The following is a 25893-nucleotide window of genomic DNA, read 5'->3' on the forward strand; positions in this document are numbered from 1 at the left end:
CCGTGCGCTGGCTCAGGATTGCCATAGGTTTCACCGTCACTCTGCTGACCTTGCTCTGCATGCTCCCGGCCCAGGCCGCGCAAGGCAGTGGCTGGGCGGTATTGCTCGACGAACAGGGTGACCTGCAGCTCAGCGACATCCGTTCCGCTCGCTACACCAATCAATTCAGCCCCATCGAACTCGACCGCCTCACCGCCGCCGACCCCGATGGTGCGTTATGGCTGCGCTTCAGACTCGCTCCCGGCAAGCATGAACAGTTGCTGCGGGTATTCGCGCCCGACCTGTCGCACCTCAATCTGTATGTGCTGGACGGCGACACGCTGATCGAGCAACTGAACACCGGAACCAACCAGCCCCAGGCTGAACGACCATTGCCCAGCAGTGACTTCATGTTGCCGCTGCCGCAAAACGAAAAACCTCTCGACGTTTACCTGCGACTGGTCTCCGACCATCAGTTGAGGCCTTACATCACCCTGCAGTCGGCGGTCATGACCGCGGCCAATCAGAATCAGACGCTGATCTACGGACTGTTGTTCGGCTGTATCGCGATGCTGATCCTGTACAGCCTCGTCCGCTACGCCTATACCCGCTCACGCAGCAGTTTCTGGCTGGCCGGATGCGAAGCATTGTTGATGCTCAGCCTGTTGCTGTTACTGAATCTGGCAGGACCTTGGCTGCCGAACTGGCACGCGGTGCAGACACCCGGAGCCTACCTCGCCTTGCTGCTGACGGCGCCGTGCGGCCTGATGTTCGCCTATCGCTTCTTCGCCCCGCTCGGCCCGCACCCACTGAACAAGCTGCTGCTGGGGGACATTCTGTTCATCGTGGTCTGCGGCTTGCTGCTGTTATTCGTCAACACGCTGCCGCTGAACATCATGACCTACGCCCTGGTCGCTCTGGCAGGTCTGAGCATGTTGTTCGTCAGCGCCTATCACTGGCAAAAAGGTTATCGCCCGGCGCGCCTGTTCGTCGCGGCGATGGTGGTGTTCAACATTGGCACTCTGATCATGTTGCCGGCACTGCTGGGATTGACCCTGGTCGCACCGCAAGGCTTGATCATGACGCTGCTGGGGTTAATCTGCATCAGCGGCGTGTTGATGAGCATTGCCTTGAGCGAACGTCAGCGCAGCATCACTGAAAACCGTTTCAGTATCAGCCGCGACCTGGCCGCCAGCAACGCCGAGATCAACGCCAAGGCCGAATTCCTGGCAAAAATCAGCCACGAAATCCGCACCCCGATGAATGGCGTGCTGGGCATGACCGAGCTGCTGCTGGGCACGCCGCTCTCGGTCAAGCAGCGCGACTATGTGCAAACCATCCACAGTGCCGGCAACGAACTGCTGACACTGATCAACGAAATTCTCGACATCTCCAAGCTCGAATCCGGGCAGATCGAACTGGATGATGTGCAGTTCGACCTCAACGCACTGATCGAAGATTGTCTGAGCATCTTCCGCGCCAAGGCCGAACAGCAGAACGTCGAGCTGATCAGCTTTATCCAGCCGCAAGTACCCCGCGTTATCAGCGGTGACCCGACTCGCCTGCGCCAGACTCTGCTGAGCCTGCTGGAAAACGCCCTGAAGAAAACCGACGAAGGCGAAATCCTGATCGTCGTCGCGCTCGATGAGCGCAGTGTCAAACCGCGCTTGCGCATTGCCGTGCAGGACAGCGGTGAGCCGATGGACGCCGAAGAGCGCGATGCATTGATGCACGCAGAACTGCACAGCAAGCACTTCCTCTCGGCCACCCGTCTGGGAGGCAACCTGGGGCTGGTGATCGCCCGTCAGCTGATTCGCTTGATGCACGGGGAGTTCGGGATCAAGAGCGGCGCCAATCAGGGCAGCACCTTGTGGCTGACCCTGCCGCTGGACCCTGACCGCCTCGAACACCCGACGTCTGACCTTGATGGCCCCTTGCAGGGTGCACGGGTATTGGTGGTGGACGATAACGACACGTGTCGCAAAGTGCTGGTGCAACAGTGCACCGCCTGGGGCCTGAATGTCAGCGCCGTAGCGTCCGGCAAGGAAGCGCTGGCGCTGCTGCGCACCAAGGCTCACTTGCGCGATTACTTCGACGTGGTCCTGCTGGACCAGAACATGCCCGGCATGACCGGCATGCAACTGGCGGCCAAGATCAAGGAAGACCCGAGCCTGAACCACGACATCCTGCTGATCATGCTCACCGGCATCAGCAATGCGCCCAGCAAGATCATCGCGCGCAACTCCGGGATCAAACGCATCCTCGCCAAACCGGTGGCCGGCTATACCCTCAAGACGACGCTGGCCGATGAGCTGAACCAACGAAACAAGGGCCTTTCCATCTCGCATCACCTGCCCACCGGCCCGACCTTACCGGTGAAGGTGCCAAGCGATTTCCGCATCCTGGTGGCCGAAGACAACAGCATCTCGACCAAAGTGATTCGCGGCATGCTAGGCAAACTCAACCTGCAACCGGATACCGCCAGCAATGGCGAAGAAGCCTTGCAGGCGATGAAAGCCCAGCGTTATGACCTGGTCCTGATGGACTGCGAAATGCCGATTCTCGACGGCTTCTCCGCGACTCAGCAATTGCGTGCCTGGGAAGTCGGTAATCAGCGGACTCGCACCCCCGTGGTGGCGCTGACCGCGCACATCCTCGCCGAGCACAAAGAACGTGCACGCCAGGCCGGCATGGACGGGCATATGGCCAAACCGGTCGAGCTGTCGCAACTGCGTGACCTGATCGAGCATTGGGTGGCCCAGCGCGATCAGCAGATCCGGGCAGCGACTCAAACGTCCTGAGCCGACAGACCCCGCAGCGCCTGATAGACTCCCCCTCGACTTCCCTCGCCAGTGAGCTTGCACCATGCTCCACGTGTTGTTCAGCGTTTACCTGAAGATGCTGGTGCTCTACAGCCCATTCTTCGTATTGTCCTGCTTCATCAGTCTGACCCGTGGTTATTCGCGCAAGGAACAACGTCGACTGGCCTGGAAAGTGGCGACTGCCACCCTGGTCTCCAGCGTCTTGCTGTACCTGTTCGGGCGAGTGATTTTCAGTGTCTTTGGCATCACCGTGGACGCCTTCCGCATCGGCGCCGGCAGTGTGTTGTTCATCTCGGCGCTGGGCATGGCCCAAGGCAAGTCTGCGGTGCAGACCGACAACGTGCAGCAGGACGTGACCATCGTCCCGCTGACCATTCCCCTGACGGTCGGCCCCGGCACCATCGGCGCCTTGCTGGTGATGGGCGTGAGCCAGCCTCATTGGGACGACAAACTCACGGCCATTCTCAGTATTGCCCTGGCCAGTTTTACGGTCGGCGTAGTGCTTTATCTGTCCAACCGCATCGAGCGCATTCTCGGTGACCAGGGCTTGCAGATCGTCAGTCGGTTGATGGGGTTGTTCGTCTGCGCATTGGCGGCGCAGATCATCTTTACCGGGGTGAAGGGCTATCTGGTTCCGTGACGCCCACCTTCGCCATTAGCGCCGCAAGCTGCCTGTCCTCGCCATCGATGGCCAGTGCCCGCACTAATTCATCAAGGGTTACGGTCATTGTGGTGCCATGAACCTGAAAACTCAGGTTCATGGCGCGGCGTGCGGTCAAATCGTCGGGATGATCGCGCAAGATCAGGCTGTGCCCGGTATTCGGGTCGGTGAACAGCAACTGCCCTTCAACCTGGCTGACCCGCCAAACATCCTGCGCCCCGGTATCCAGAATCAATGTGCCAGGCATCAGTGACTCAGCGCTCAACGAACGACGACAATCAACCACAATACATTCAAGCCGCTGCCAGACATCGCTCGATACGCTGCAGCTGATCGCTCTGGGCCCATAACTCAAGATCAACTGGGTAACACCGTCAGGTATCAACGGCATAACGTCATTGAGCTCCCCCTGAAATTCCAGCATCAACACCTCGGCTTCACGACGGGCAACGCTGTTCTCCAGCCACACATCCCTCGAAGCGCTGTATGTCAGTTGGCTGGGCGTTTCATGTAACAAGGCAACCGTTTTGTTTCGAACACCCAATAGTCGGGTTTCCAGGCGCGTATTGACCTCACCCACCACACGATCGATGCCTTCGACGTACCATTGGTAGCCCGAGTAACCGCCAACCGATACAAATGCTTCGTGGGGATGCTTGCTCACCAGCGCCTTCAACGCTTGCCTCACACCTGCGTCGTAAGGGTCATTCGCACCCTGTTGCGCCAAAACCCAGTCTCCCGTGACGCCGACAATACGTGCCGGTTCACCGAACATCATCTCGAGTTCAACCCCTTCAAGCGTCCGCCCTCGCAGACCGGAGCCATGTGTCCATACCTGCGCAAAAGACCATTCGGGCCAGACCTTTTGTGGCACAGGCAACAGGTCCTGCTGCAGAAGTTGCAGACCATTATCAAAGAGTGTCGGTAGTTTTTCAGGCCCAAGGAACGCTTGGCGGTAAAGTTGCCCAACGGAAATATCCAGCAGCCAGCCCGCCTCATCATCCGGCGTCGTTGCCACCAACTGCACTACCTTGCCGGGGCCCACATCAGCAATCAGCAATCGATGGTCGACGTACCAGGCACACAATTTTTTATCCCGTACGCCGTTGCCCAGACCCAGAATCGAAAAGCTCGACGCTTGATGCGCCTTCGCAAGCGCCTCAACGTCGGTCCAAAACTCAAAGCCAATGCCCAACGGCCCTCTGGCAGCCTCCAGCCAGTCTTCGGAGACTCCGGCCAGCTGAGACTGCCCTTGCTCGTTGATATCGAAATACAGCCCGTCCTTGGTCAACGCAACGTAGCGTTTTTCATTGGCGATGACTTCAATCACACTCCAGGGCCCGATGAGTTCAGCCTGGGCATCCACACCGGTGACGGTCATCCCGATCTTCTGGCGATAGAGGCTCCGATTGCGCTTGTCAAAGAACAGGACGGTATCGCCCGTGCTGCTCGCGGGTGTCAGCAACATCGGGCTGACCACGCCGCCCGCCCCCTCAATCTGCGGCACATTGGGACGAATCAGCAGGCCATCGGCAGCCCGGACCCACGTGCTGACCGGATCCTTTCTGCCTTCTGTCAAAGGTGTTATCGAGACAAACGCCGCTGGCTGATAATCCACGATTTTCACTTGGGTCAAAGGCCAAAGTTTCGAATCCTTGACCAACAGTTCGTAATCCCACAGGAAGTTCGACCACCCTGGCATGGCGCCCTTGAGCAGCACGTCTTGCTGACGGTCGGTCAGATGACCTGCAATCGCCAGCAGCAAGACTTCGTCCTCACCCAACAGGTAGACCACCTCGGCTTCACGCCCAGTGCGCTGGGTCACTTGCTGGACAATCCGAATGATCCCGTGCCCCAAGACCTGGAATACCGAAATGCTTGAACCGGGCACCGGATCCATCAGCCTATAGAATCGATTGACCCGCCCGGTGACCACGTCTGAGCGCCAGATGAGTGCTTCCCGGGAGCAATAGAAATACGCCTGCCCACCCATAACCGCGCCCAGCCTGGCTTGGTTCGCCAGTGCCGATGGGAGGTCGCGAGCGTAGATAAAACGATCACGGGCCTGCTCATAAAAAGCCGTGGTGAGTTGTGGTTCTTGTGGGTCTGCGAATGGAACCGGGAAATTCTGTACCGCTGTGAACGGGCTGGCCAAACGATTGGTGCGGGCCAGTTTCCTGACTCGGGCCTGGATCATCGCAGTGTCGGCAGTCGGGTCGTTCTCCAGTTCTTCGAGCAACAACTGCTGTTTCGCCCAGTTGACTCGAAACGAGTGATGCGAAGTCTGGATAACCAATTCAGGCGTACCCATGACGTGAACGTCGACAGCCCCCACCTTCAAAAGACCTTCGCCGACAACGATATCCTCTTCTCTCAACCAGAGCGCACGCAGCGTCCAGGCCATGGGGCGAGCCTTCTGTGCCAGTGACAGATTGACCGAACGCACGCCCGGAACAAGTGTCAGCGCGCAATGACCACCCACCCCTTCAACACTGTAGGACAGCTTGCCGTGCAACATCTTGGGCAGCTCGGGCACCAGCAACGAACGCGGCTCCTCATCCAGCAAGACACTGATCGTCGTCTCGACCTCTATCGAAAACAAGTTGTGCAAGATGTACTCGGTGGGGAACTTGTAAAAGGTAAACCAGAACTGGCGATTGCCTGCTGTGTCGTACTCCAGCTTCAGCGCAGTTTCAAAATGCTCGGAACGCGTGGTCGAAAACGGCAGGGCCGAGTAATTGAAAGCGAACCAGGTGTTGGCCACACACGGCAGGACAATGGCCTGAAAGGTCGTCAAATCGCCAATAGCCGCCTGCTCCGGCAACCCGAGGTGTTGTCGAATGTTGATGGCTTTCGAACGATCACGATTGTCATTCGGCGGGTGCAGCACGGAGGTATTGGCCGATAAGATTTGTTGACTACCAAACGTCAGTCGCTGGTTGCGCAAATCAATCTCGCGGATGGCCGCATAAGGATTCGGATAAAACACGCCCTCCCTGATCGAGTGACCGCCCGAGCGATACGCCTTATCGACACGATTCAGGTACTGACCGATCCGCCGCCCTCGCTCCAATGTGCCGTTGAACCCTTCGACCAGCGCGCTCACGCCAATGGCCAGCCCGCCCAGAATCACACCGGCTCCGCCAAGAAACGCAGCTGCCGTACTGGCACCTGCCAGGCCGGCGCCTATGCCGGCCGCAGACAGTGCCAACCCCGCGGAATCGAACGCCAGCTGCGTGCCATATTGCGCCCGTTGCAGATCGTCCTTGGCATTGGCCAGCAGGTAGATATCGAAACCCAGAGTAGCCAGTTGCATCACCGTGGCCAAACCATCCCTGGCAATATGTCCCAGCGCGTTGACCACTACCGTGGAGGTGGTCCGGGCCACCAGCGGTGCGTCGTTTAACGCCACCCTGAACAGTTTGACCAGATCCACGATGTCGAGCAGATTGCCATGGGCCAGTTGCGCGTAACTGAGGTAACCGTGCATTCGCACGGCAGTCGTCAGGCTCCGGTCTTCATTGATGTCGCTGATTTGCTCATGGGACTGGAGCGCCACCAGCAGCGCCTGAACCGTAAAAGCCGCATTCAAGGTATGCACGGCGCTGACATCGGTCGGGTCGACATAACCCGGTACGGACGGCTTGACCGACAGTGTCTGGAAGGTCTCCGTCAGGTAGGAACGGATCCGCGACAGAACTCCGTCGGTGCTTGACACCCTGACGGTGCGCGTGGGGTCCTTGAGATTGACCAGGCTGACTTCATAGTGTCCACCCGACACCTCTCGCACACTGTCGAACACCGGAACAAAGTCTCGCCCAAGGTTACTTTCCGCGTGGAGGCGATCAGCGCTGTGCTGAATCTGCTGCGCCCAGTGACGGGCGTCCAGTTCGTTCAGCCCACGCCCCAGTCGGGCATTTTCCGCCAATGAACGGGCCCGCAACGCAGCGTGGTGTTCCCATGGCGTCACCGTCACACCGGCGCTGATCGGATCATGCCTCAGCAAACCCGACACATTGATCTGTGACGGCAGTATCAGATCGGCGATACGCGGGCCATTGAGATCGACGACGTTGAACGTCGCGTCCATCACGTGACTGATCTCATAGAGCCTGGCCAGCTCAGGGCTGCTCAGAAACTGCTCAAGACCACGGTGCAGGTCCTGTGCCTGTTCAAATCCGAAGACACCGAAATTCGGATCGTAGAAGTGGTAGGCACTCGACTCGCCATTGACGATTTTTGCCACCAACAGGGAATGGCTTTCGGTGTTGAGCATCAAGGTACTGGTAGAAGTCCTGGCTTCCAGTGCCTGCATGACCTGATTCAGCCCGGACTCTCCTGATAAAGTGCCCGACCGCGCCATTGGCACGGTTCGCAGCTCATCGAGGGTCCGCAGAAAAGCATGGGTTTCATTGGCGTCGGGCGCAAGGTTGGCATTGGCCAACCTGCCGCTCAAAGCGTCCACGGCCGAGGGGCCTTTTTCGATGGCTGCCGCCATGGCCAACACCAGTGGATAACAGCGCCCTCCGGGATCGCCTTCACCCCTGACCAGTAACCCCTGAGGCATCAACCTCCCCGTCGAAGCACCTTGCTCGATGAAGGTTTCCAGCACCGTGGCGCTGCGCTGGAAGATGTGGTGGCGCAGTTCATATTGCGCCTGAAACCTGATGCGGGCCATGTGCTCGCCCCATTGGCGCAAGGTCAACGGCTTCTCGAACGCGAGGGCCTTGAGCACCTGAGCGCTGTTCTTCGACGGCTCAACCGCTGCCTGGGCAGCTGCAAACCCGGCTTCGAATGCAGGATGCCTGCGTGCGAGCAAGGCCTGTTCGATGGCCAGATAACGCTGGGCGAAACCCAGGTCGGCGGTGATCTGAGCGAGGGTTCGGGTGCGCTGCCAGGCATCGTCGAATCCGGCACTATCCAGCGTCTGCGCGCCGAACAGCCCACCGAGTAGTACTCGATGCACCGGACTCAACTGATCAAGCGGCAGAGAGCCGTGACCAATACGGGCAATCATTTCGTTCAAGTTACCGATCGGCTCAAAACCGTGTGAGACCGGAAGTTCGACACGGGCTTGCGCCAGGATCCGCTGACGCTCATCGAAACTCAGAGACCAAGGCTTATCGAAGCTCAGGTCGCCGCTGAGTTTTTCGTTCATGGCCCGGATGAAGGGGGCTCCCAGATCATCCACCAGTTGCTGCAAGAGGTCGGTCTGTAAAACCGGTCGGCCTTCAATCACAGGCCAACCCTTTTCAAACGTCATCAGCTGACCTTTAAGCAGCTCAGTGATGTTGCCTTTGAAATGGGCCTTATAGCCGCCCTGGCTCGCTTTGGTTGTTTCAAGCTCGAACCAGGCCGCCTCAGTCCTGGCATTGTCTTTCCAGCTGTGGTGGGTTTCTTCTTCGGTGGCGAGGTTAAAGCCGTCGAACAGGTCAACCTTGTCGCTGATCAGTTGGCGGCTTTCAAGCAGCGCATGGTCTTCGACAAAGTCACTCAAACCGCTGGATACCGCCGTCGGCCCGCTCATCGCAATGGCCGATTGGGCACCGAATTTGATGCCGTCGGCATCATAGTCATTGATCGCCTGCAAAAAACTGTTGAGGCTGTGGATATTCGCCTCCCAGCTTGAAATCGAACCGTGTTTTTTTTCCAGCTCCCGGATAATCAGATCGGGAAATGCCTGGCGATCCTGAAGCGATACATTGCTGCTCAAGGCCTGCGCAACGACCCGGTCCAGGAACTGATAGTTGCTGCGAATTTTTTCCATAACCGCAGCGAGTTGTACAGAACCCGCATGACCACTCAACAGTGCATTGGATAATCCGTTGAACGGCGTCTTGACTTGATCCGGCACCAAATCACGCGTGTTTTTGTTCCCGACGCGCAGCCCGTTCGCTGCAACCATGACGTCATTGAACGGCGCAAAAATATCACTGAGGGACGGCATGTTTTTGGCAAATGCTGTTATCGCCTCTCTGTGTTGTTCAGGCACCTGGGGGCGAAAATCCGCATAGGCCTGCCCCCGATTCGGAAGTAGTGTCGGGTTGTGATTGAACAATAACTGCATCACACCTATACGTTCTTCGGCACCGAAGGCGGCGAGGTCCACACCACCGAGCACTTTATGTAGAGACGGCAGCAAGTCAGCGTCAAGATAGGTTCCACTCTCGACATTCAGAACTTGTAAACGTGTGATATCGGATGCAGCCGCCAGGTTGGTGCGAAACGAGATTTCGCGCTCATAGATATCGAACAACGGTTGATCGATAAGCTCTACGTGTATGTCTCGATGGGCAATTTCCACGCGTTGCAGAGATTGAAGATTGCGGGCCTTGAGCGCCTTGAGCTCACCTTCGTCCTGGCCATAGGCACTGACTAAAAGATCAATCCGCGCCTGATCGGCGCTGCCGCCCGCCTGGGTGACAGTCTGGATATGCTCGAACATCTGCTGTCGCAACACTCGAGTTCGCTCGATGTAACGACGAGCCAGCGCAGCAGGCGTATCGACTGCGCCTTCTGGCGCAGAAATCGTCCCCAGCGCTTTGGCTGACTCGACGATAATGCGATTGGTTTCATGGGCCAGTAAAGCATCGCTGTCATACCACAGGTTGAGGCTGTAACCCTTTGGGGCAAGCATTTGCCTCCAGACATTGATGTAGTCTCCCTGAATAGCGCCAATGCCGCCGCCTACCCAGACAAAGTGCAACTTTTTGGGGACGGGTTTGGCAGTATTCAGTAGTTCGACAGTTGTACTCAAACGCAGTAAATAGTCCGTCAATTTATCCCGGACTTTTTGCAGTGTGGCAGCCGAACCTTTCGGGGTTTTTGATTCGAGCGTTTCCTTCAATAGACTTATCGGCGTCAGTTGGGCCTCAAGACTCGACGCTTCGCTAGCACCGTCGAAGTAACGCAAGGCCGCTGCGTGCTCCGGCATGTCTTTGAAACCGCTCAACGCAAACTCCAACTCGCTGCGATCAAACGGCGTGGAAAAAGCGTCAGTCTGATTCAGCGCTCCCGTCGTTGTACTTTTCACTTTCATATCCTTATGAATAAAAGCCGACAGCCACTCACACATCGAACAGGTTCAATGTGTCAGTGGCTGTCAGGACTCAATCTTCTATTTTTTCAACTAATGCGGTGGGCAAAATGTCTTTGAGTAACACACTGCTCGTGCTGTCCTTCCTGGCAACCAGGGTGCTTACCAGTGTTGACACCGCGAAGGACTGATAGCCGCTCATCGTCAGAAATACGTTCCGTTGCAAAACGACATCGGTCGAGAATACGTCGCGAAAAATCAAACTGTGTCCGCTGTCCGCATCCACAATCACCAAGTGCTCATCGATCCGGCTCGCCCACAACTGATCCGCAACCACGATATCCCAGATCAGTTTTCCCGGAACCGAGGGCGAGTGGTCGAGCGAATGGCGGCAATCGACAATGACCGACTCAAGCTTCAACCATGCGGCTCTGGTAAGCCGACAGGTCGTTGAACCTTGACCCAGTTTGAGCACCAGGATGCTGACATCATCGGCAATCAACGGGAGCAGGTCCGTACGCGTTTCCGCCCCCTCGACCACCAGTACTTCGGCGTTTCGCTGGACATAGTCGAGCGGCCCGACCCTGTTGTTTTGCGGATAGGTGTGCAAAAAACCATCCCTGCGATCATGCAGCATCACATTGGTTTGATGCTGGGTGCCGACGAGCGTGAATGGCGCAGCAATAGCGGTCTTCGGAATGAGGATCAACCGTCCGGTCCGGACCACGTACCATTGTTGGGAGTCAGCGTCTTTGACGGACAGAAAATCGGCGCATCGATGTTCGTTCGCCAGCGCCGCCAGGCCCTCACTCAACTCACCTTCCAGTGCAGCGACCCAATGGCTGTCAACGCCCGTAATCCGTACCGGTTCGTTGTACTGTAAATCCACCTCCACACCTTCAAGCGTCGTTGCCCTCAGGCCAGAGCCTTCCACGGTTACGTCGCTAAAGGTCCAGCTCGCCCATTCCTGCGTCGGGGCTGGCAATGCCTCAGCCGGTAACAGTTTCGTTCCCTGGGCAAATGCCGTGTTCAAGCGGTCTGGATCGATAAAACCCTGACGGACAATCCTGCCGGTTGAAAGATCAAACAGCCAGGTGGCCTGATTGTCTGGAGTAATACTCAGCAACCGTACTTCTTTGCCGTGACCCATTTCAGCGAGCAGCAGCCGACCACCCAGGTACCAGGCGCACAAGGCATCGCCCTTGAAACCGGTCAAACCCAGGATGGCAAAACTCGGCACCGGGTATTGCACCGCAACCGTTTCCAGCACCGACCACCACTGAGCTCGATCCTTGAACCAGTGCTCGGTCAGCCCGCCAAAGCTCAGATTCCCGTCCGGCGTAATGTCAAAGAACAGACCAGAGTCGGTCAGGACGAGATAGTCCCGCTCAACGGCGACAACATTTTTCAGCCCAGGGGGGGAGATATTGCTGGACGACCATTGTGCGCGCCCCTCCACAATCGACCTTTGCTGACACATAAGGCTTTGGCGAAGTTTGTCGTAGGTAATGAACACTTCGCCCTCGACACCGGCGGGAGCAATGAGCAGAAGTTCATTCAAGGCCTTGATCGAGTCTGCCCATCCCCGCGCATGGTGACGCCTGGCAGGTGCACGAATAATCAACCCATCACTGCTGCGTACCCAGACCAGATCCCGCCACTTGTCATCGATCTGCCAACAAATCGAAACCAGTGCACCGGGACGCCAGTTCACTGTAGTGGCGGACTCTGCCAGCAACACATAGTCGCCCAGCACCTGCTTCCAGTCCTTCAGCGTGTCAACCTCCAAAACGACCTGCAACGCAGGATCCTGACCGCGGGTGATCGAGCTGAGCACCACGGCCCGGTCATGGATCACATAAGTCAGTTCATCGCGCTGGCCGTCCTTTCCAGTGAGCTGCTGCACGATCTGAATGCCGCCATGGGTCACGGCCTCGAAGCGGACAATCGCCAGGCCATCTCTAATCAGCAAACGATAGCGCTGAACCAGCGTGCCGGTGATCGCATCGACCTGCCAGACATAGAAAGTCTCGGGGTGATAGAAGTAAGCCGAGCCCTCCACCACCGCGCCCAATATCACCTCATCGGACAACAGGACATTCGAGTCGCGGATGTACAGAAAACGATCCTGCGCCGAGTCGTAATACGCGGTTACCGTCCTGGGTTCGTCCGGCTTTTCGAACGGCACCACGAAGTTGCGAACGGGGGTGTAAGACGCGGCGAGTCGATGTTCATGGGTCAGTGTCTTGAAGTGATCCAGCAACGCTTGTTCCCCGAGGGCCGGATCGGCCTCTTCTTCGACAACCTCCAGCTGCCGGGCAGCAAGATCTACACGCACGATTTTGTTATCCGCCAGCTTAAGCAACACATGGTGAACGCCACCGCCACTGAACGTCACCTCCAGCGTCGCCGAAACAAGGCGTCCCCCGGCTTCTATCCGGATGTCTGTCTCCGCCAGCCATGGAGTCCGCAGCACCCATTGCATAGCAATGTGACCGGGCGCGGCGAGTTCGAGGCTCACTCCAGGATTGAGCAACAGGGAACATTGAGCACCTGCGCCTTCTACCCGGTAGGACACCAGCCCGTGCCACATCTTCGGCAGCGCAGGTACCGCGAGTGAACGCTCGATGTTATCGAGACGAACATTGAATACCGTTGGCTGGTAGGCCGGGATCAGCCGGTTGACCACGTACTCACCGGGAAACGAGTAGAACGAAAACAGAAACTGCCATTGCCCCTGTTCGTTCTTTTTCTCCAGTCGACGTGCCGTGTCGTACCCGCCGGCATGACGAAACGTGACAAACGGCAGCAACTTGTATCTGTAGCCGTACAAGGTCTTGGGTCTGCAGGGCAGAACGATGGTTTGTCCTGCCTGTGGTGAGAAATGCGCCGAGTCCGGCAACCCAAGGCCCTGGCGAATATCGATGGCGCGGGTGTAATCCACATCGTAATCCGGGACCCCGAAATGGTCCCGAAGCGGGAACAGTTTCGGGCTGTCGAAATGGACGGTGGATGCGCGCAAATCCAAATCGGCAAATACCAGCAAGGGATGCGCAATCCAGACATTTGACGCCTTGTCCAGGTGATAGCCGCCTTGTACATAGCCCTTTTCAAGCCCATCAAAAAACCGCGCGACCTCCTTGGCTTCCTCCGCAATCGTCGCAAAACCTTCGGCCAGCGCAGTAACGCCCACCGCCAACCCGCCAAGAATCACCCCGGCGCCCCCCAGCACCGCGGCCACCGTACCCGCGCCAGCCAGGGCTGCCCCCAGACCCGCTGCGCCCAACACCGTACTCGCGGAGTCGAAGGCCAACTGCGTCCCGAACTGCGCCTTTTCAATCTCATTGGTGGCATGGCTCAACTGGTAAATATCAAACCCGACATTCACCATCCCCAATACCGTACCGACCCCTTCATTGGCGATATGCCCCAAGGCCTTTTGCACCAACGGCGCGCTGGTGCGGGCGATCAGCTTTTCATCGTCCAGTGCCTGGCGGGCCAGTTTGATCACACCAATAACGTCCACTACGTTGCCATGGGCCAGCTGGGCATAGTTCACGTAGGCATGCAGGCGAATGGCGGTGGTCAGGGCCTTATCACCACCGCTCGTTGCACTCTCGTGACGACGCAGTACGTTCATCAAGGCTTGTACGGTGAAACCGGCATTGAGCGTATGAACGCTGCCGGCGTCCGTCGGATCAAGCGGATTGACCGACGCACGCGGGCGAGCGGCCAATGAATGGAAGGTTTCGGAGAGGAAGTTTTTAATTCTCAGGAACCGGTGATCGCGGGTGGTGACACGCTCAATGGTCTGCCCGGCATCGGTGTTGACCAGACTGATTGTGTATTCCCCTGTCGGGGTTATCTCCAGTGTCTCGAACAACACAACAGAATCCGACGCCAGCCCGTGTTGCTCTTGCAACTGCCGTGTCGCCTGCGCGATCTGCCCACCCCACCAGTGAGCGTCCAGTTCCAGCAATGAACTGCCCAACGCTGCATTGTTGACCAACGACTGCCCCCGCGCACTGGCCAGTCGCTGTCTTGCGCGAGGAGCCTGCTCAGGCAACGCTCCCGACTCCGAAAGGCTTGAGACCTGAGCACCGGACGCAAGCACTATGGCGTTCAGCCCTGCGCCATTGAGTTCGATCAAGTCAAAAGTCGGACGTGCCACATCCCCAAAGGCGGCGTAATGCCTGCCCATCTCCTTGCGGATGAAGAAGTGCTTCAGCGCCTCACTGAACGTCGAGGCAGTCGCAAACTCGAAGATCCCGAAGTTCGGATCGTAGAGCAGGTAAGCGCTTTGCGGCCCCTCAAGCGTTTTCGCAACCAGCATCGAGTGGTTGTCCGAGTTGAGCATCAGGGTGGTCGTGGCCGTTTTTTCTTCCAGCATCGCTACGATCCGAGTCAGATCGGAACGCATCAATGGCTTGCCTGATTCATTGACCGGGACGTCACGCAGCTCCTCGATCATGCTCACAAACCCCCTTGAGTCGCCGGCTTCAGGCTCGGTAACCGCCAGGTAAAAGCGTTCCCGCAAGGTATTTGCCGCGTTGCTGCCTTTATGGAGCGCAGCAGCCATGGCCAGTGCCAGTGGGTAACAGCGTCCGGCAACCCGATCGCCCGATCCTTCGAGCAACAAGTCCTGGGGCACCAATTTGAAACTGCCGTGATCAAAGCTCTCCAGCACTTCACCGATTCGCTCGCCAATATGGTCGCGGTATTCGAGCTTCGCCACTTGCTGAATCCTGGCGACCAAACGTCCCCACTCCGCCAGGGTCAGCGGACGTTCGAGTGCCTGTTTCTTGAGTTCAACACTCGTTTCGGACAAGGCCACAGGCGGGTTGGAAGCACGCGTCAACCCGGCAAGGAAAGCCGGATGACTTTGCTTGAACAACTCCCGCTCAATGGCCCCGTAACGGTGGATGACTCCCAACTCCGACATCGTATTGGCAAGGTTTTCAAGCGTTGCACTGACAGCATCAAAATGCTGGTTATCCAGCGCACTGACCCCCAATAGCCCACCCAGCAACAGACGTTGCAGCGGGTTTAGTTTCATGGTGAGCAGTGGGTCTTTGGCGACCCGGCTCAGCAGTTCATCCACCGACAGGTTTTGTGTCGCCGCATCCGGGAGGGAAGCCGGGGGGCGAATGCTGGCATCCTGAGCAATGATCGCTTGCCGGTCATCGAAACTCAGGGACAACGGCTTTTCAAACGTCACGCTGCCGTTGTGGCGCTGACTCATTGCCTGGCGAAATGGCTCACCGAGGTCATCGGCCAGTTGCTGCAACAGATCTGTGATCAGCACATGACGACCTTCAATCACCGGCCAACCTTCTTCGAAATCAATACGCTGGTACTTGAGCAGTTGTGTGACATCGCCGGCATAACGGATATTGAACTTCCCGGCTTCCCAACGCTGCTTTTCTCTATTCAGCCATTGAGTCGTGTCGCTCTCGTTCTCCTTCCAGGAGTGATCCAGTTCCTCCTCGGTCGCCAGGTTGACGGTTGCGATGGGTGGTATGGCGACTTCAGCTCTCGAAGCTTCAGCGCCCCGTGGGGTGAAATGCTTTTTTTCGTAATCCGCCAGCCCATCGCGCATCGCAGCAGGCCCGGTCAGATAAATGGTCACTTCACTCTGAGGACGGATACCGTCGCTGTAGTAAGCAGCGGCAGCTTCAACCAAAAACCTGACCGCTATTTCTTCCTCCATCGACAGTTCATGCAAGAGCCCGAACCGTTTCTCGACCACCTCCTCGCCAATGTGACTGACTGCCTGGGCATCGATAAGCGCGATCTTTCTTTCAACGGCTAACCGGGCGGTGGCATCAACCACCTCATAGTTAAGCCTGAAACGGTCAAGAACAGCCTTGAGCATTGCTGACCCGGGATGAGCCATCATGAACGCGTTACTCAACGTGCTGTTTACGGCGACAGCACGCAGTCCATCCGGTTGCACCTGACGCTCTACCGGCTGCCGGAAAACACCGCTGATATCAGGGCTGCTCTTGGCAAAATGCTCCAGCGCCTCACGGTGCTCCTGGGGAATTTGCTCTAAAAAGCTTTTGTACCTGCTGCGTATAACCTGCCGACCCGGCATCCACTCAGGGTTGTGGTCAAGTATCAGCTGCAAAACACTCAGGCGTGCATCCGAGCCAAACCGGCTGATATCCACCCCGCCCAGGGTTTCTAGTAGCGGCGGCAGGTTATCCACGTCTACATAACTGCCACCGTCGGCGAACAGTGCCTCGACGCGGACAATATCGGAGGCGGCAGCAAAGTTGCCACGCAAGCTGATTTCTTGCTCATAGATGTCCTGCAAGTACAACGGTGTCGCCTCAGTGGCGAGATCGCGAAGAACAATAGCGTCCTCGCTCAACGACAACAGACTCTGGCGGTTTTTTTCCCTGAGTACTTTCAACTGCCCTTCATCTTGACTATAGGCTCGAACCAACAGATCGATCCTGGCGTCGTCGGCACTCTCACCGCTCTCTAGCGCTTTATTAATGTGCGCAAACATCTGCTGTTTGAGAGCAATGACCCGCTCTTCATACTTGTCGCCCAGTTCAACAGCGGTACTACTGGCCTGCCCGCCATCAAGCATGGCGTCAGCCTTGGCTGCCTCGACAATAATCCGATTGGTTTCGTAGGCCAGCAATGCATCGCTGTCGTACCAGAGTTTGAGGGTGTAACCCTGCCCAGACAGTGTCTGCTTCCAGATATTGATGTAGTCGCGCTGGATACCGCCCAAACCACCGCCGAGCCAGACAAAATGCAGAGTGTCAGGAACGTTTGTTTTGGGAGTTTGCAACTGCTGCGTACCGTTCGACAAACGAGCCTCGAAACCTTCGAGCCGTTCGTAGATGTCTGTCACGTCGGGGGCCGCGCTCTTGGGAGGAAGCGACTCAGTCGTTCGTCGTGTTCGCCCCTCAGGCCCGACAAAAGATGCCAAAGCCTTCTTCAATAGACCCAGCGGCTCCAGTATCCTGGGCGAATCGAGCAAGTCGATGCAGCCTGAGTAATACCTGAAGACGTCGTCATACTCGTCAGTACCTTTGTGTGAAATTAACGCCTGCTCAAGATCTTCAAGATTAAAAAGCTTTGCGAACTTTACATATTCACCGATATACGGAACATCCAAATGACTATTAGACAAGACACTCTCCAGCTTCAATACATGCAATTAAGTTCTGTAAGCCAGCCACGCAAATACCGCTCGACGACAACGTCAACCATTTCGTATTTTTGAACGAGACCAGATCAACACGTGAAGCAATTACTTCACACGAGACAAAACTAAATCGTAAAAGCGGACACTTCAAACCCGAAGAAATTCAATTAATTTCAATACAATCAAATTTGAAAAAAATAAAACCTTATATTGCCAACTTAAATAAGCGCACTTAGATAAACAAAATCGTTGAGGCCATCAGCAAACAGGCGGCGTTGTGACTCATGCGCAACGCCGACGTTTTCGACTGCAAAAAAGCACTACACAAAGGAAGAAAGCAGCGACAGAAAATAGTATTGATTCGTCGTGGCGAGAGTCATAAATCCCACAACGACTGGTGAAATAAATGACGCATCAACGCCAAAGTGAAAGAGCCAAACCAGCAGAAGGGAATGTATCAAGTGAAAAGCGGCCCACACGGGGCCGCTGTGGTTCAGGAGGCAGGCTTGATACCGTACCAGCGCGGCGTATACACCCACTCACCACCCTCGGCACGAGGAAATGCGCAGGTGGTGGACGAGCCGATCAACACCATGCTGCGCATGTCCACCTGGTCGGGGGTCAGCTCGCCGAGCGTGGTGACCCGCAACGTCTGGCCAGGGCGGCCAATATCGCGGCCCAGCACCACCACCGTTTCTGGTGTGCGATGCCGGCCGACGATTGCCAGGGCTTGGCCCAGTTGCCATGGCCGCGCGCGGGAGATCGGGTTGTAGAACGCCAGCGCCAGATCGGCTTCGGCGGCCAGGTCCAGGCGCTTCTCGATGATCGACCAGGGTTTCAGGTTGTCCGACAGCGACATCACGCAGAAGTCATGGCCCAAGGGCGCGCCTGCTTGAGCAGCCGTCGCCAGTGACGCGGAAACACCCGGAAGAATCTCCAGATCGACGCTGTGCCAGCTCGGCTCGCTCGACTCATGCAACGCCTCAAGCACCGCCGCCGCCATGGCGAACACACCGGGGTCACCGGACGACACCACAATCACCGAACGGCCTTGCGCCGCCAGCTCGAAGGCGTGACGGGCACGCTGCATCTCTTCGCGGTTGTCGGTGCAATGCAGCACTTGATCTTCACGGAACGGCCCGGCCATGCGCACGTAGGTTTCGTAGCCGAGCACGTCGGTGGCCCTGGCCAGTTCGGCCTTGACCGCTGGCACCATCAGTTCGGCGGCGCCAGGGCCCAGACCGATTACCGCCAGACGACCGCGTGCACGGCCGATTTGCGCAGCGTCCAGCGGCTGAGTGGCCACCGCGATGGCAATGCCGGTATCCGTTGACACGATGGTAGCGTTCGGCACGGTGTGGCGGGACAACTCGCTAACGCCGCCGCTGACCGACGCAAACCGCAGAGGGACACCCAGTTCAAGTGCCGCTTCGCGCAATGCCGTGCTGGCCATGTTCAGATCGCTGGCCAACAGGCACGCCACCGATTGCACGGCGATCTTCGCCTGATGCAAGGCTGAGCGAATGGCGCCTGGCAGGTCCGCGACCTCGGCGTTCACCGCCACCAACACATTGCGCGGGTAGATCATCAATTCATTGGCTGCCGGTGTCCGTTCGGCATGGCCGACATGGATCGACAGCTGCGCTTGAGGATCTTCCGGCAACTGCGCCTGCGCCAGCCAAGGCGCAGCCCCTTCGACGCGTACGCTTTGGCCGGCGAGCAAATCCGAGACGAAGCGCTTGCCCAGTTCCAGATCGCCGAGGGCATAACCGCTGGGTGGATTGAGCAGGCAGGTGCCGAAGCGCAACTCACCACTGGTGGTGATGGCGGCGGCGACCTCAAGACCGGCAGCAATCTCTCGCGCCATGACGTTCACGCCACCGAGGCCGCCGAGCAGCGGCACCACGGCGCTGCCGTCTTCGGCCACGGCCAGCACTGGCGGCTCGGCGCCTTTTTCCAGCAGAAGCGGGGCCAGCGTTCGGATCACGATGCCCGCAGCGCACAAGGCGATGATCGGCGTGTCCTGCTGATAGAACTCACGCAAGGTGGCGCCGAACTCGTGATAAACGCGGTCCGCGCCTTCCACCCGTTCGGCCAGGCCATGGATCAATGCGCCAGGGTATAGCTGCGCAATCTTGCGCGCGGTCGCAAGGCTGCCATTGCCCAGAATGACAATCGCCGGAACTGGACGGGCCATCAGCCTTGCCACCGTTCGCCGGGCACAATGATCAGCGAGAAGTACGGCGAGGACATCGGCTCAACCTCATTCAGCGGGACGATTTTCTGGTTGGCCATGGTCGCGCGCTCAACGTACAGCGCGCGTTCGGCCAGCCCGAGTTCTTCGAGTACCTGACGGACCTTGGGGAAGTTGCGCCCCAGTTTCATGATCACGGCAGCATCGGCATCGGCCAGACGACGCTTGAGATCGTCGGCGGGCAATACGCCCGACAGGACCGACAAACTCTGATTGCGATACACCAGCGGCGCGCCCAGCACCGAAGCGCCGCCGAGCATTGAGCAAACGCCCGGCACGACTTCGGCTTCATAACGCTCGGCCAGTCGATCGTGCAGATACATGTAGGAGCCGTAGAAGAACGGATCGCCTTCGCAGATCACCGCCACGTCACGGCCAGCGTCCAGGTGCGCGGCGAGTTCTTCGCCGGCCGCATCGTAGAAATCGCTGATCACTTGTTCGTACGACAGCGGCGCTGGCAACGCTTCTGTGGTCACCGGATACACCAGCGGCAGCAGCGTTTGCGCGTCCTGCAAATGCGCCTCGATGATACCGAACGCGTTGCCCTTTTTTCCCTTGGCGACGAAGTACGCGACCACCGGCGACTCACGCAGCAGGCGCAGGGCTTTGACGGTAATCAGTTCCGGATCACCGGGGCCGACGCCCAGGCCGATCAAACGTCCAGGTTGCTGCATCATTCGATCTCCGTAGCGAGGGCATTGACGGCGGCGGCGGCCATGGCGCTGCCGCCCAGCCGGCCTTGCATGATGACGAAAGGCACGCCACGGCTGTCCGCCGCGAGCGCTGCCTTGGATTCGGCGGCGCCGACGAAGCCCACCGGGAAGCCGAGGATCAGCGCCGGTTTCGGCGCGCCGGCGTCGAGCATTTCCAACAGATAGAACAGTGCGGTCGGCGCGTTGCCGATCACCACCACACTGCCTTCCAGGTGCGGGCGCCACAGTTCCAGCGCGGCGGCGGAACGGGTGTTGCCCAGCTCGCGGGCAAGCTCCGGAACGCTGTCATCGCGCAGGGTGCAGATGACTTCGTTGTTCGCAGGCAAACGCGTGCGGGTCACGCCTTCGCTGACCATCCTCGCATCACACAGAATCGGCGCACCGGCGGCCAGCGCATCACGTCCGGCCTTGCCCGCGCCTTCGGAAAATTGCAGCCCATCGATGGCGTCGACCATGCCGCAGGCGTGGATCACACGGACCGCGAGCTTTTCCAAATCGGCCGGAATACGCTCGAGGTTGGCCTCGGCACGAATGATCGCGAAGGAGTTGCGATAGATCTCCTGACCGTCGCGGATGTAATCAAGCATCAAGGGGGCTCCGTGAGCGGGCGTCGAGCAAGGCTGCGACCGCTTCAATAGTAAGGTTGCGTGCGTGCAGGGCGCCGAAACCCGGCTGCGCTGCATCGCGAAAATAGAGGTCGTAGTGACCGGGAGAAACCGCCAGCAACGTGACCGGCGCGATGTGCGCGGCCGCGCAGGAACGCTGGCAGCCGGACAAGTGCACGTTCAGTGTCTGGCCGTGACGTTGCAGCAGCGCCGCCAGTTGTCGGGCATCGCCCTTGGTGTCAGCCAGGCCTTTGCCGCAACCCGTCGAGCCGGTGCAGGCGATCAGGTGCGCCAAGGCATCGTCGGCCGAGCAACGCAGACCGAGTTGTTCAAGGTTGTGGATAACTTGAGCCGCAGCGTCGGCATGAACACCGGGCAACAACAGGCTTTGCCAAGGTGTAAAACGCAGGCTGCCGTCACCCTGGTCACGTGCCAGTTGTGCGACGCCTCTGAGCATCGCGGGATTGAGGCGACCCAGCGGCGGCACCGCGCCGATATACACGCGCTCGGCCTCACGCTGTGGATGAGCGCCGATGTGCAAGACGCTCGGACTTACCTTGCGCTGCCGACCCTTGATGGGCATCCGCGGCACACGCTCGGCCAGACGGGAGAGAAATTCGTCGAGCGAGCATTCAGCGAGCAAATGCCGCATGCGTGTCTGATCGGGACGTGCCAGGTCAAGAAACAACTCAAGCACCGCGACCACCAGCGCATGGCCCTGCTCCAGTGACACCGCGCCCGCAGGCGAGTCCACAGGGCAACCTGCCAGGCCAAATGCAAAAACCAGCTCGCCGTCTCGCTCAGTGGCTGACAACCACAGGTCATGAGAATGTTCGAGCATCGCCAGACCTTCGCCGCCATCCAGTTGCACGGCAAACTTGGCGCTGAGGTCGTGGAAGCGTTCATGACTTTGCAAGGTGGCGAGGATCTGTTCAGCCAACGGACGCGTATCGAACAGCATCTGCTGATCGATCCCGGCGCTGGGGCTGAGCATCAGATTGCGCACATCGTCGCCAGCGGCAGTACTTGGGCCCAACCCTGCGGCCATCAGGCCGTCGATCAAGGCGTCATGTTCAATACCGATCCCGCGAATCTGCAGATTGGCGCGGTTGGTCGCCTCGATCACGCCGCCGGCGAACCTTTCGGCCGCACTGGCCACTGCGTCGGCCTGAGCCGCACTGATCGAACCGCCATTCAACTTGATCCGGCAGATCCCGCCATCCAGCGCCTGGACGATACGCAGCAACCCCGGGCAGGCCGAGGGGCGTAAGGCTGAGGACATCGGGTGTTTGTTCAAGGGGGCGACCGGCTGTGTGGGAAAGGCGCTTCGCGGGCGAAGGCGCGGTATTATGCCTGCTTTGTTCGACGGCATGAAAAGCCTGCCCGTCGGAACAGTCCGTTTGAGGACAATATTTGAGGGCTATAGATGTCACCGTGGCTGACAGTAGTGGGAATCGGCGAAGACGGCTTCAAGGGCCTGGGCAAAAACGCCCGGCACGCTCTGCTGCGTGCTTCGCGGATCATTGGCGGTCAGCGGCAACTGGATTTGCTGCCGGTGTGCATCCGTGGCGAGCGGCAGTTGTGGCCCAGCCCTTTCTCCCTTGATCCGGTTTTGGTGCTGCGCGGCGAACCGGTCTGCGTGCTGGCCAGCGGCGATCCGATGTTCTTCGGCGTGGGCGCCAGCCTTGCCCGAAAACTGCCCAACGATGAAATGCTGATATTGCCGGCGCCCTCCTCCTGCTCGCTGGCGGCAGCGCGAATGGGCTGGCCATTGCAGGATGTGGTCACGCTGTCGGTGGTTGCTCGTCCCATCGCCGCACTCAATGCGCAGTTGTTCAGCGGTGTTCGCTTGCTGGTGTTGAGCAACGACGGTCAGAGCCCGGCCGCGATCGCGACGTTATTGCGTGAGCGCGGTTTCGGTGCGAGTCGCCTCACCGTGCTGGAACATCTGGGCGGTGCCGCCGAACGACGCATCGATGGCGTCGCCAATGACTGGAACGATCCTCTGATCGCCGATCTGAACCTGATCGCCATCGAGTGCATCGCCGAACCCAATACGCCGCGCCTCTCCCGATTGGCCGGTCTGCCGGACTCAGCCTTCAAGCACGATGGCCAACTGACCAAGCGCGATGTCCGCGCGATCACTCTCGCTCGCCTGGCCCCGGTGCCCGGTGAGTTGATGTGGGACGTCGGTGCCGGCAGCGGTTCGATCGGCATCGAGTGGATGCGCGCCCATCCAAGTTGCCGAACGCTGGCCATCGAAGCCGATGAAAGTCGGCAGTTGTTGATCGAGCACAACCGCGATGCGCTCGGCGTGCCCGGCCTGCAATTGATTCGCGGCTGTGCACCGCACGCCCTGGACGGACTGGAGCGCCCGGACGCGATTTTCATCGGCGGCGGCGTCACCCGCGAGGGCGTACTCGACACCTGCTGGGCACAACTCAAACCCGGCGGCCGACTGATCGCCAACGCCGTCACGCTGCAAAGTGAAATGACTTTGATGGCCTGGCGCGAGCAGCACGGCGGCGAGCTGACGCGAATCCATATCGCTCAAGCCCAACCGTTGGGAGACTTCGATACCTGGCGTCAGGCGTTGCCGATTACCTTGCTGGAAGTGACGAAGCCTTTCGATGCGTGACGAAACCGCCGAACAACCCGCACCGCTGCGCAGTGGTCTGACCACCGGCAGCTGCGCCACTGCCACCAGTCTGGCGGCTGCGCGTTTGTTGTTGGATGGCACGCATTCGGACGCGGTGGACATCGTCCTGCCCAAGGGCAAGCACGTGCAGATGCGTCTGGAATTCTGTCGATTGATGGATGATGGCGCCGAGGCTGGGACGATCAAGGACGCGGGTGACGACCCTGACGTGACCCACGGCGCCTTGCTCTTTTCCCAGGTGCGATTGCGTAGCGAGCGGGGAATCCGCTTCAACGCTGGTCGTGGCGTCGGCACAGTGACTCGGCCGGGGCTGGTATTGAGCGTCGGAGAACCGGCGATCAACCCGGTGCCACGCAGGATGATCACCGATCACTTGACCCTGCTTGCGGAAGAACTCGGCTACAGCGGTGGCTTTGAGGTTACCGTCAACGTTGAGGACGGCGAGGCACTGGCACTGAAAACCATGAACCCGCGCCTGGGGATTCTCGGCGGTTTGTCGATCCTCGGCACCAGCGGCATCGTCCGGCCATTTTCCTGTGCGGCCTACATTGCCTCGATCCATCAGGGCATCGACGTCGCAAAAACCAACGGCTACCTGCACATCGCCGCCTGCACCGGCAATGCCAGCGAAGACACCATGCGCAGGGTCTACGACCTGCCGGAGATCGCCCTGATAGAAATGGGCGACTTCGTCGGCGCCGTACTCAAACATCTGCGCAAAGTGCCTGTGGATAAACTCAGCCTCTGCGGTGGTTTCGGCAAGATCAGCAAACTGGCGGCCGGGCACATGGATTTGCACAGTCGACATTCGAGCATCGACCTGCCGCAACTGGCCGAGTGGGCGGCGGCGATTGGCGCCGATGAGGTATTGCAGCAAGGGATTCGCGAGGCCAACACCAGTCAGCAAGCCTTGGCGATGGCCAGTGCAGCGGGCATCGCCCTCGGTGATGCGGTGTGTCAGCACGCGCTGGACTTTGCCCGCAGCGTGGTGCCGGCGCAGGTTCAGGTCGAAGTGTTTGCCATCGATCGCCAGGGCGGGATTGTCGGCCATGCGGGAGCTTTTCAATGAAGCGCGTGTTATTGCTCGGTGGCGTGACGGAAGCCTTGGCCATCGCCCGGACCCTCGGGCCGGAACACATCTATAGCCTGGCCGGCGTCGGGCGTGTGCCGACTGATCTGACCTGTCACGTTCGCGTTGGCGGTTACGGCGGTGCCGAAGGGCTGGCGCAGTTCATTCGCGATGAAGGGATCGACCTGCTGCTGGACGCCACCCACCCCTACGCCGCACAAATCAGTCAGAACGCCGCCACTGCTGCGCGGTTGAGCGGTATTGCCTGCTGGGCGTTAAGGCGCCCGGCCTGGCAACCACAGGCCGGGGATGACTGGCGAGATGTCAGCGACTGGGCCGAGTTGATCGAGGCGTTGGAACCGTTCCGGCGACCGCTGTTCACCCTTGGCCGTGAACCGTTGCAGCATCTGCACGAAATACCGTCAGAGCAATTCTGGACCCTGCGTGCCCTGGACGTTTACCCCGGTAATGAACGCTGCGAAGTCATCGCCGCGCGTGGACCGTTTCTGATCGAGGATGAACGTGAACTGTTTGAACGTCGGCAGATAGATGTGCTGATCAGCAAGAACAGCGGCAGCACCGCGACCGAGCCGAAGCTGGAAGTGGCACGGGAGCGCGGGGTGCCGGTGATTGTTTTGCAGCGGCCAGTGTTGCCGGGGGTTGATCGGGAGTTTGGATCGGTGAATGACGTGCTGGCAGCCCTAACCGCAGAATCCACCACATAACTTGTAGCAGCTGGCGAAGCCTGCGTTCGGCTGCGTAGCAGTCGTCAATCCTGCATCCACGATTAACCTGAAAGATCGAGGTGTTCGATTTTACGACTGCTTCGCAGCCGAACGCAGGCTTCGCCAGCTGCTACAGGAAATGCGCAACGCCCTACCTATCTATCGGACCTCACACACAACATCATCCAACGCGGCTGACTAG

The 25893-nt window shown here is 58.7% G+C and carries 11 protein-coding genes; 5 read left to right on the forward strand and 6 right to left on the reverse strand.

All coding sequences use genetic code 11. From position 1 onward, the window contains the following. The first annotated feature begins 2 nt into the window (after positions 1–2). Both ACSQ87_RS28505 and ACSQ87_RS28510 read left to right on the forward strand, forming a co-directional pair. A complete protein-coding gene (locus tag ACSQ87_RS28505; protein WP_223432859.1) occupies positions 3–2780 on the forward strand; it encodes a hybrid sensor histidine kinase/response regulator in 2778 nt (925 codons plus the stop codon). Positions 2781–2844: 64 nt separating this feature from the next. Continuing rightward, positions 2845–3441: a MarC family protein gene (locus ACSQ87_RS28510; RefSeq protein WP_007937197.1), complete on the forward strand. Its 597-nt coding sequence runs from the start codon at positions 2845–2847 to the stop codon at positions 3439–3441. Here the strand turns inward: ACSQ87_RS28510 and ACSQ87_RS28515 are convergent. The 6 genes from ACSQ87_RS28515 to cobG all read right to left on the reverse strand — a co-directional run bounded on the left by ACSQ87_RS28515 (position 3410) and on the right by cobG (position 22520). Then, the gene (locus ACSQ87_RS28515) at positions 3410–10495 is read right to left on the reverse strand and encodes a TcdA/TcdB pore-forming domain-containing protein (RefSeq protein ID WP_436274864.1); all 7086 of its coding nucleotides are present in this window, start codon (positions 10493–10495) and stop codon (positions 3410–3412) included. The two genes, ACSQ87_RS28510 and ACSQ87_RS28515, sit on opposite strands and share 32 nt — an antisense overlap. A 76-nt stretch (positions 10496–10571) precedes the next feature. After that, positions 10572–17651 (reverse strand): TcdA/TcdB pore-forming domain-containing protein, encoded by a 7080-nt coding sequence (locus ACSQ87_RS28520; protein WP_436274865.1) that lies wholly within the window; start codon positions 17649–17651, stop codon positions 10572–10574. Positions 17652–18159: 508 nt separating this feature from the next. Continuing rightward, positions 18160–19863: a precorrin-3B C(17)-methyltransferase gene (gene cobJ, locus ACSQ87_RS28525; protein WP_436274866.1), complete on the reverse strand. Its 1704-nt coding sequence runs from the start codon at positions 19861–19863 to the stop codon at positions 18160–18162. Next, positions 19863–20594, reverse strand: a complete 732-nt coding sequence (locus ACSQ87_RS28530) for a precorrin-2 C(20)-methyltransferase (protein WP_223432872.1) — start codon at positions 20592–20594, stop codon at positions 19863–19865. Before ACSQ87_RS28530 ends, cobJ begins: the two co-directional genes overlap by 1 nt. After that, positions 20594–21220, reverse strand: coding sequence for a precorrin-8X methylmutase (locus ACSQ87_RS28535; protein WP_123367583.1), 627 nt, complete (start codon positions 21218–21220; stop codon positions 20594–20596). Before ACSQ87_RS28535 ends, ACSQ87_RS28530 begins: the two co-directional genes overlap by 1 nt. Further along, positions 21213–22520, reverse strand: coding sequence for a precorrin-3B synthase (gene cobG, locus ACSQ87_RS28540; protein WP_436274867.1), 1308 nt, complete (start codon positions 22518–22520; stop codon positions 21213–21215). Before cobG ends, ACSQ87_RS28535 begins: the two co-directional genes overlap by 8 nt. A gap of 144 nt (positions 22521–22664) precedes the next feature. Here cobG and cbiE point away from each other — a divergent pair, with 144 nt between their 5' ends. Genes cbiE through ACSQ87_RS28555 form a run of 3 tightly spaced genes read left to right on the forward strand, consistent with a single transcriptional unit; the run spans position 22665 to position 25691 of the window. Next, positions 22665–23876, forward strand: coding sequence for a precorrin-6y C5,15-methyltransferase (decarboxylating) subunit CbiE (cbiE, locus tag ACSQ87_RS28545; RefSeq protein WP_436274868.1), 1212 nt, complete (start codon positions 22665–22667; stop codon positions 23874–23876). Beyond that, on the forward strand, positions 23869–24966 hold the full coding sequence (locus tag ACSQ87_RS28550; protein ID WP_223432865.1) for a cobalt-precorrin-5B (C(1))-methyltransferase: 1098 nt from the start codon (positions 23869–23871) through the stop codon (positions 24964–24966). The genes cbiE and ACSQ87_RS28550 overlap by 8 nt, the downstream gene beginning before the upstream one ends. After that, positions 24963–25691, forward strand: a complete 729-nt coding sequence (locus ACSQ87_RS28555) for a cobalt-precorrin-6A reductase (protein ID WP_436274869.1) — start codon at positions 24963–24965, stop codon at positions 25689–25691. The genes ACSQ87_RS28550 and ACSQ87_RS28555 overlap by 4 nt, the downstream gene beginning before the upstream one ends. The last annotated feature ends 202 nt before the right edge of the window (positions 25692–25893 follow it).

This window comes from Pseudomonas sp. LjRoot277, from assembly GCF_964253845.1.
Lineage (GTDB): Bacteria > Pseudomonadota > Gammaproteobacteria > Pseudomonadales > Pseudomonadaceae > Aquipseudomonas.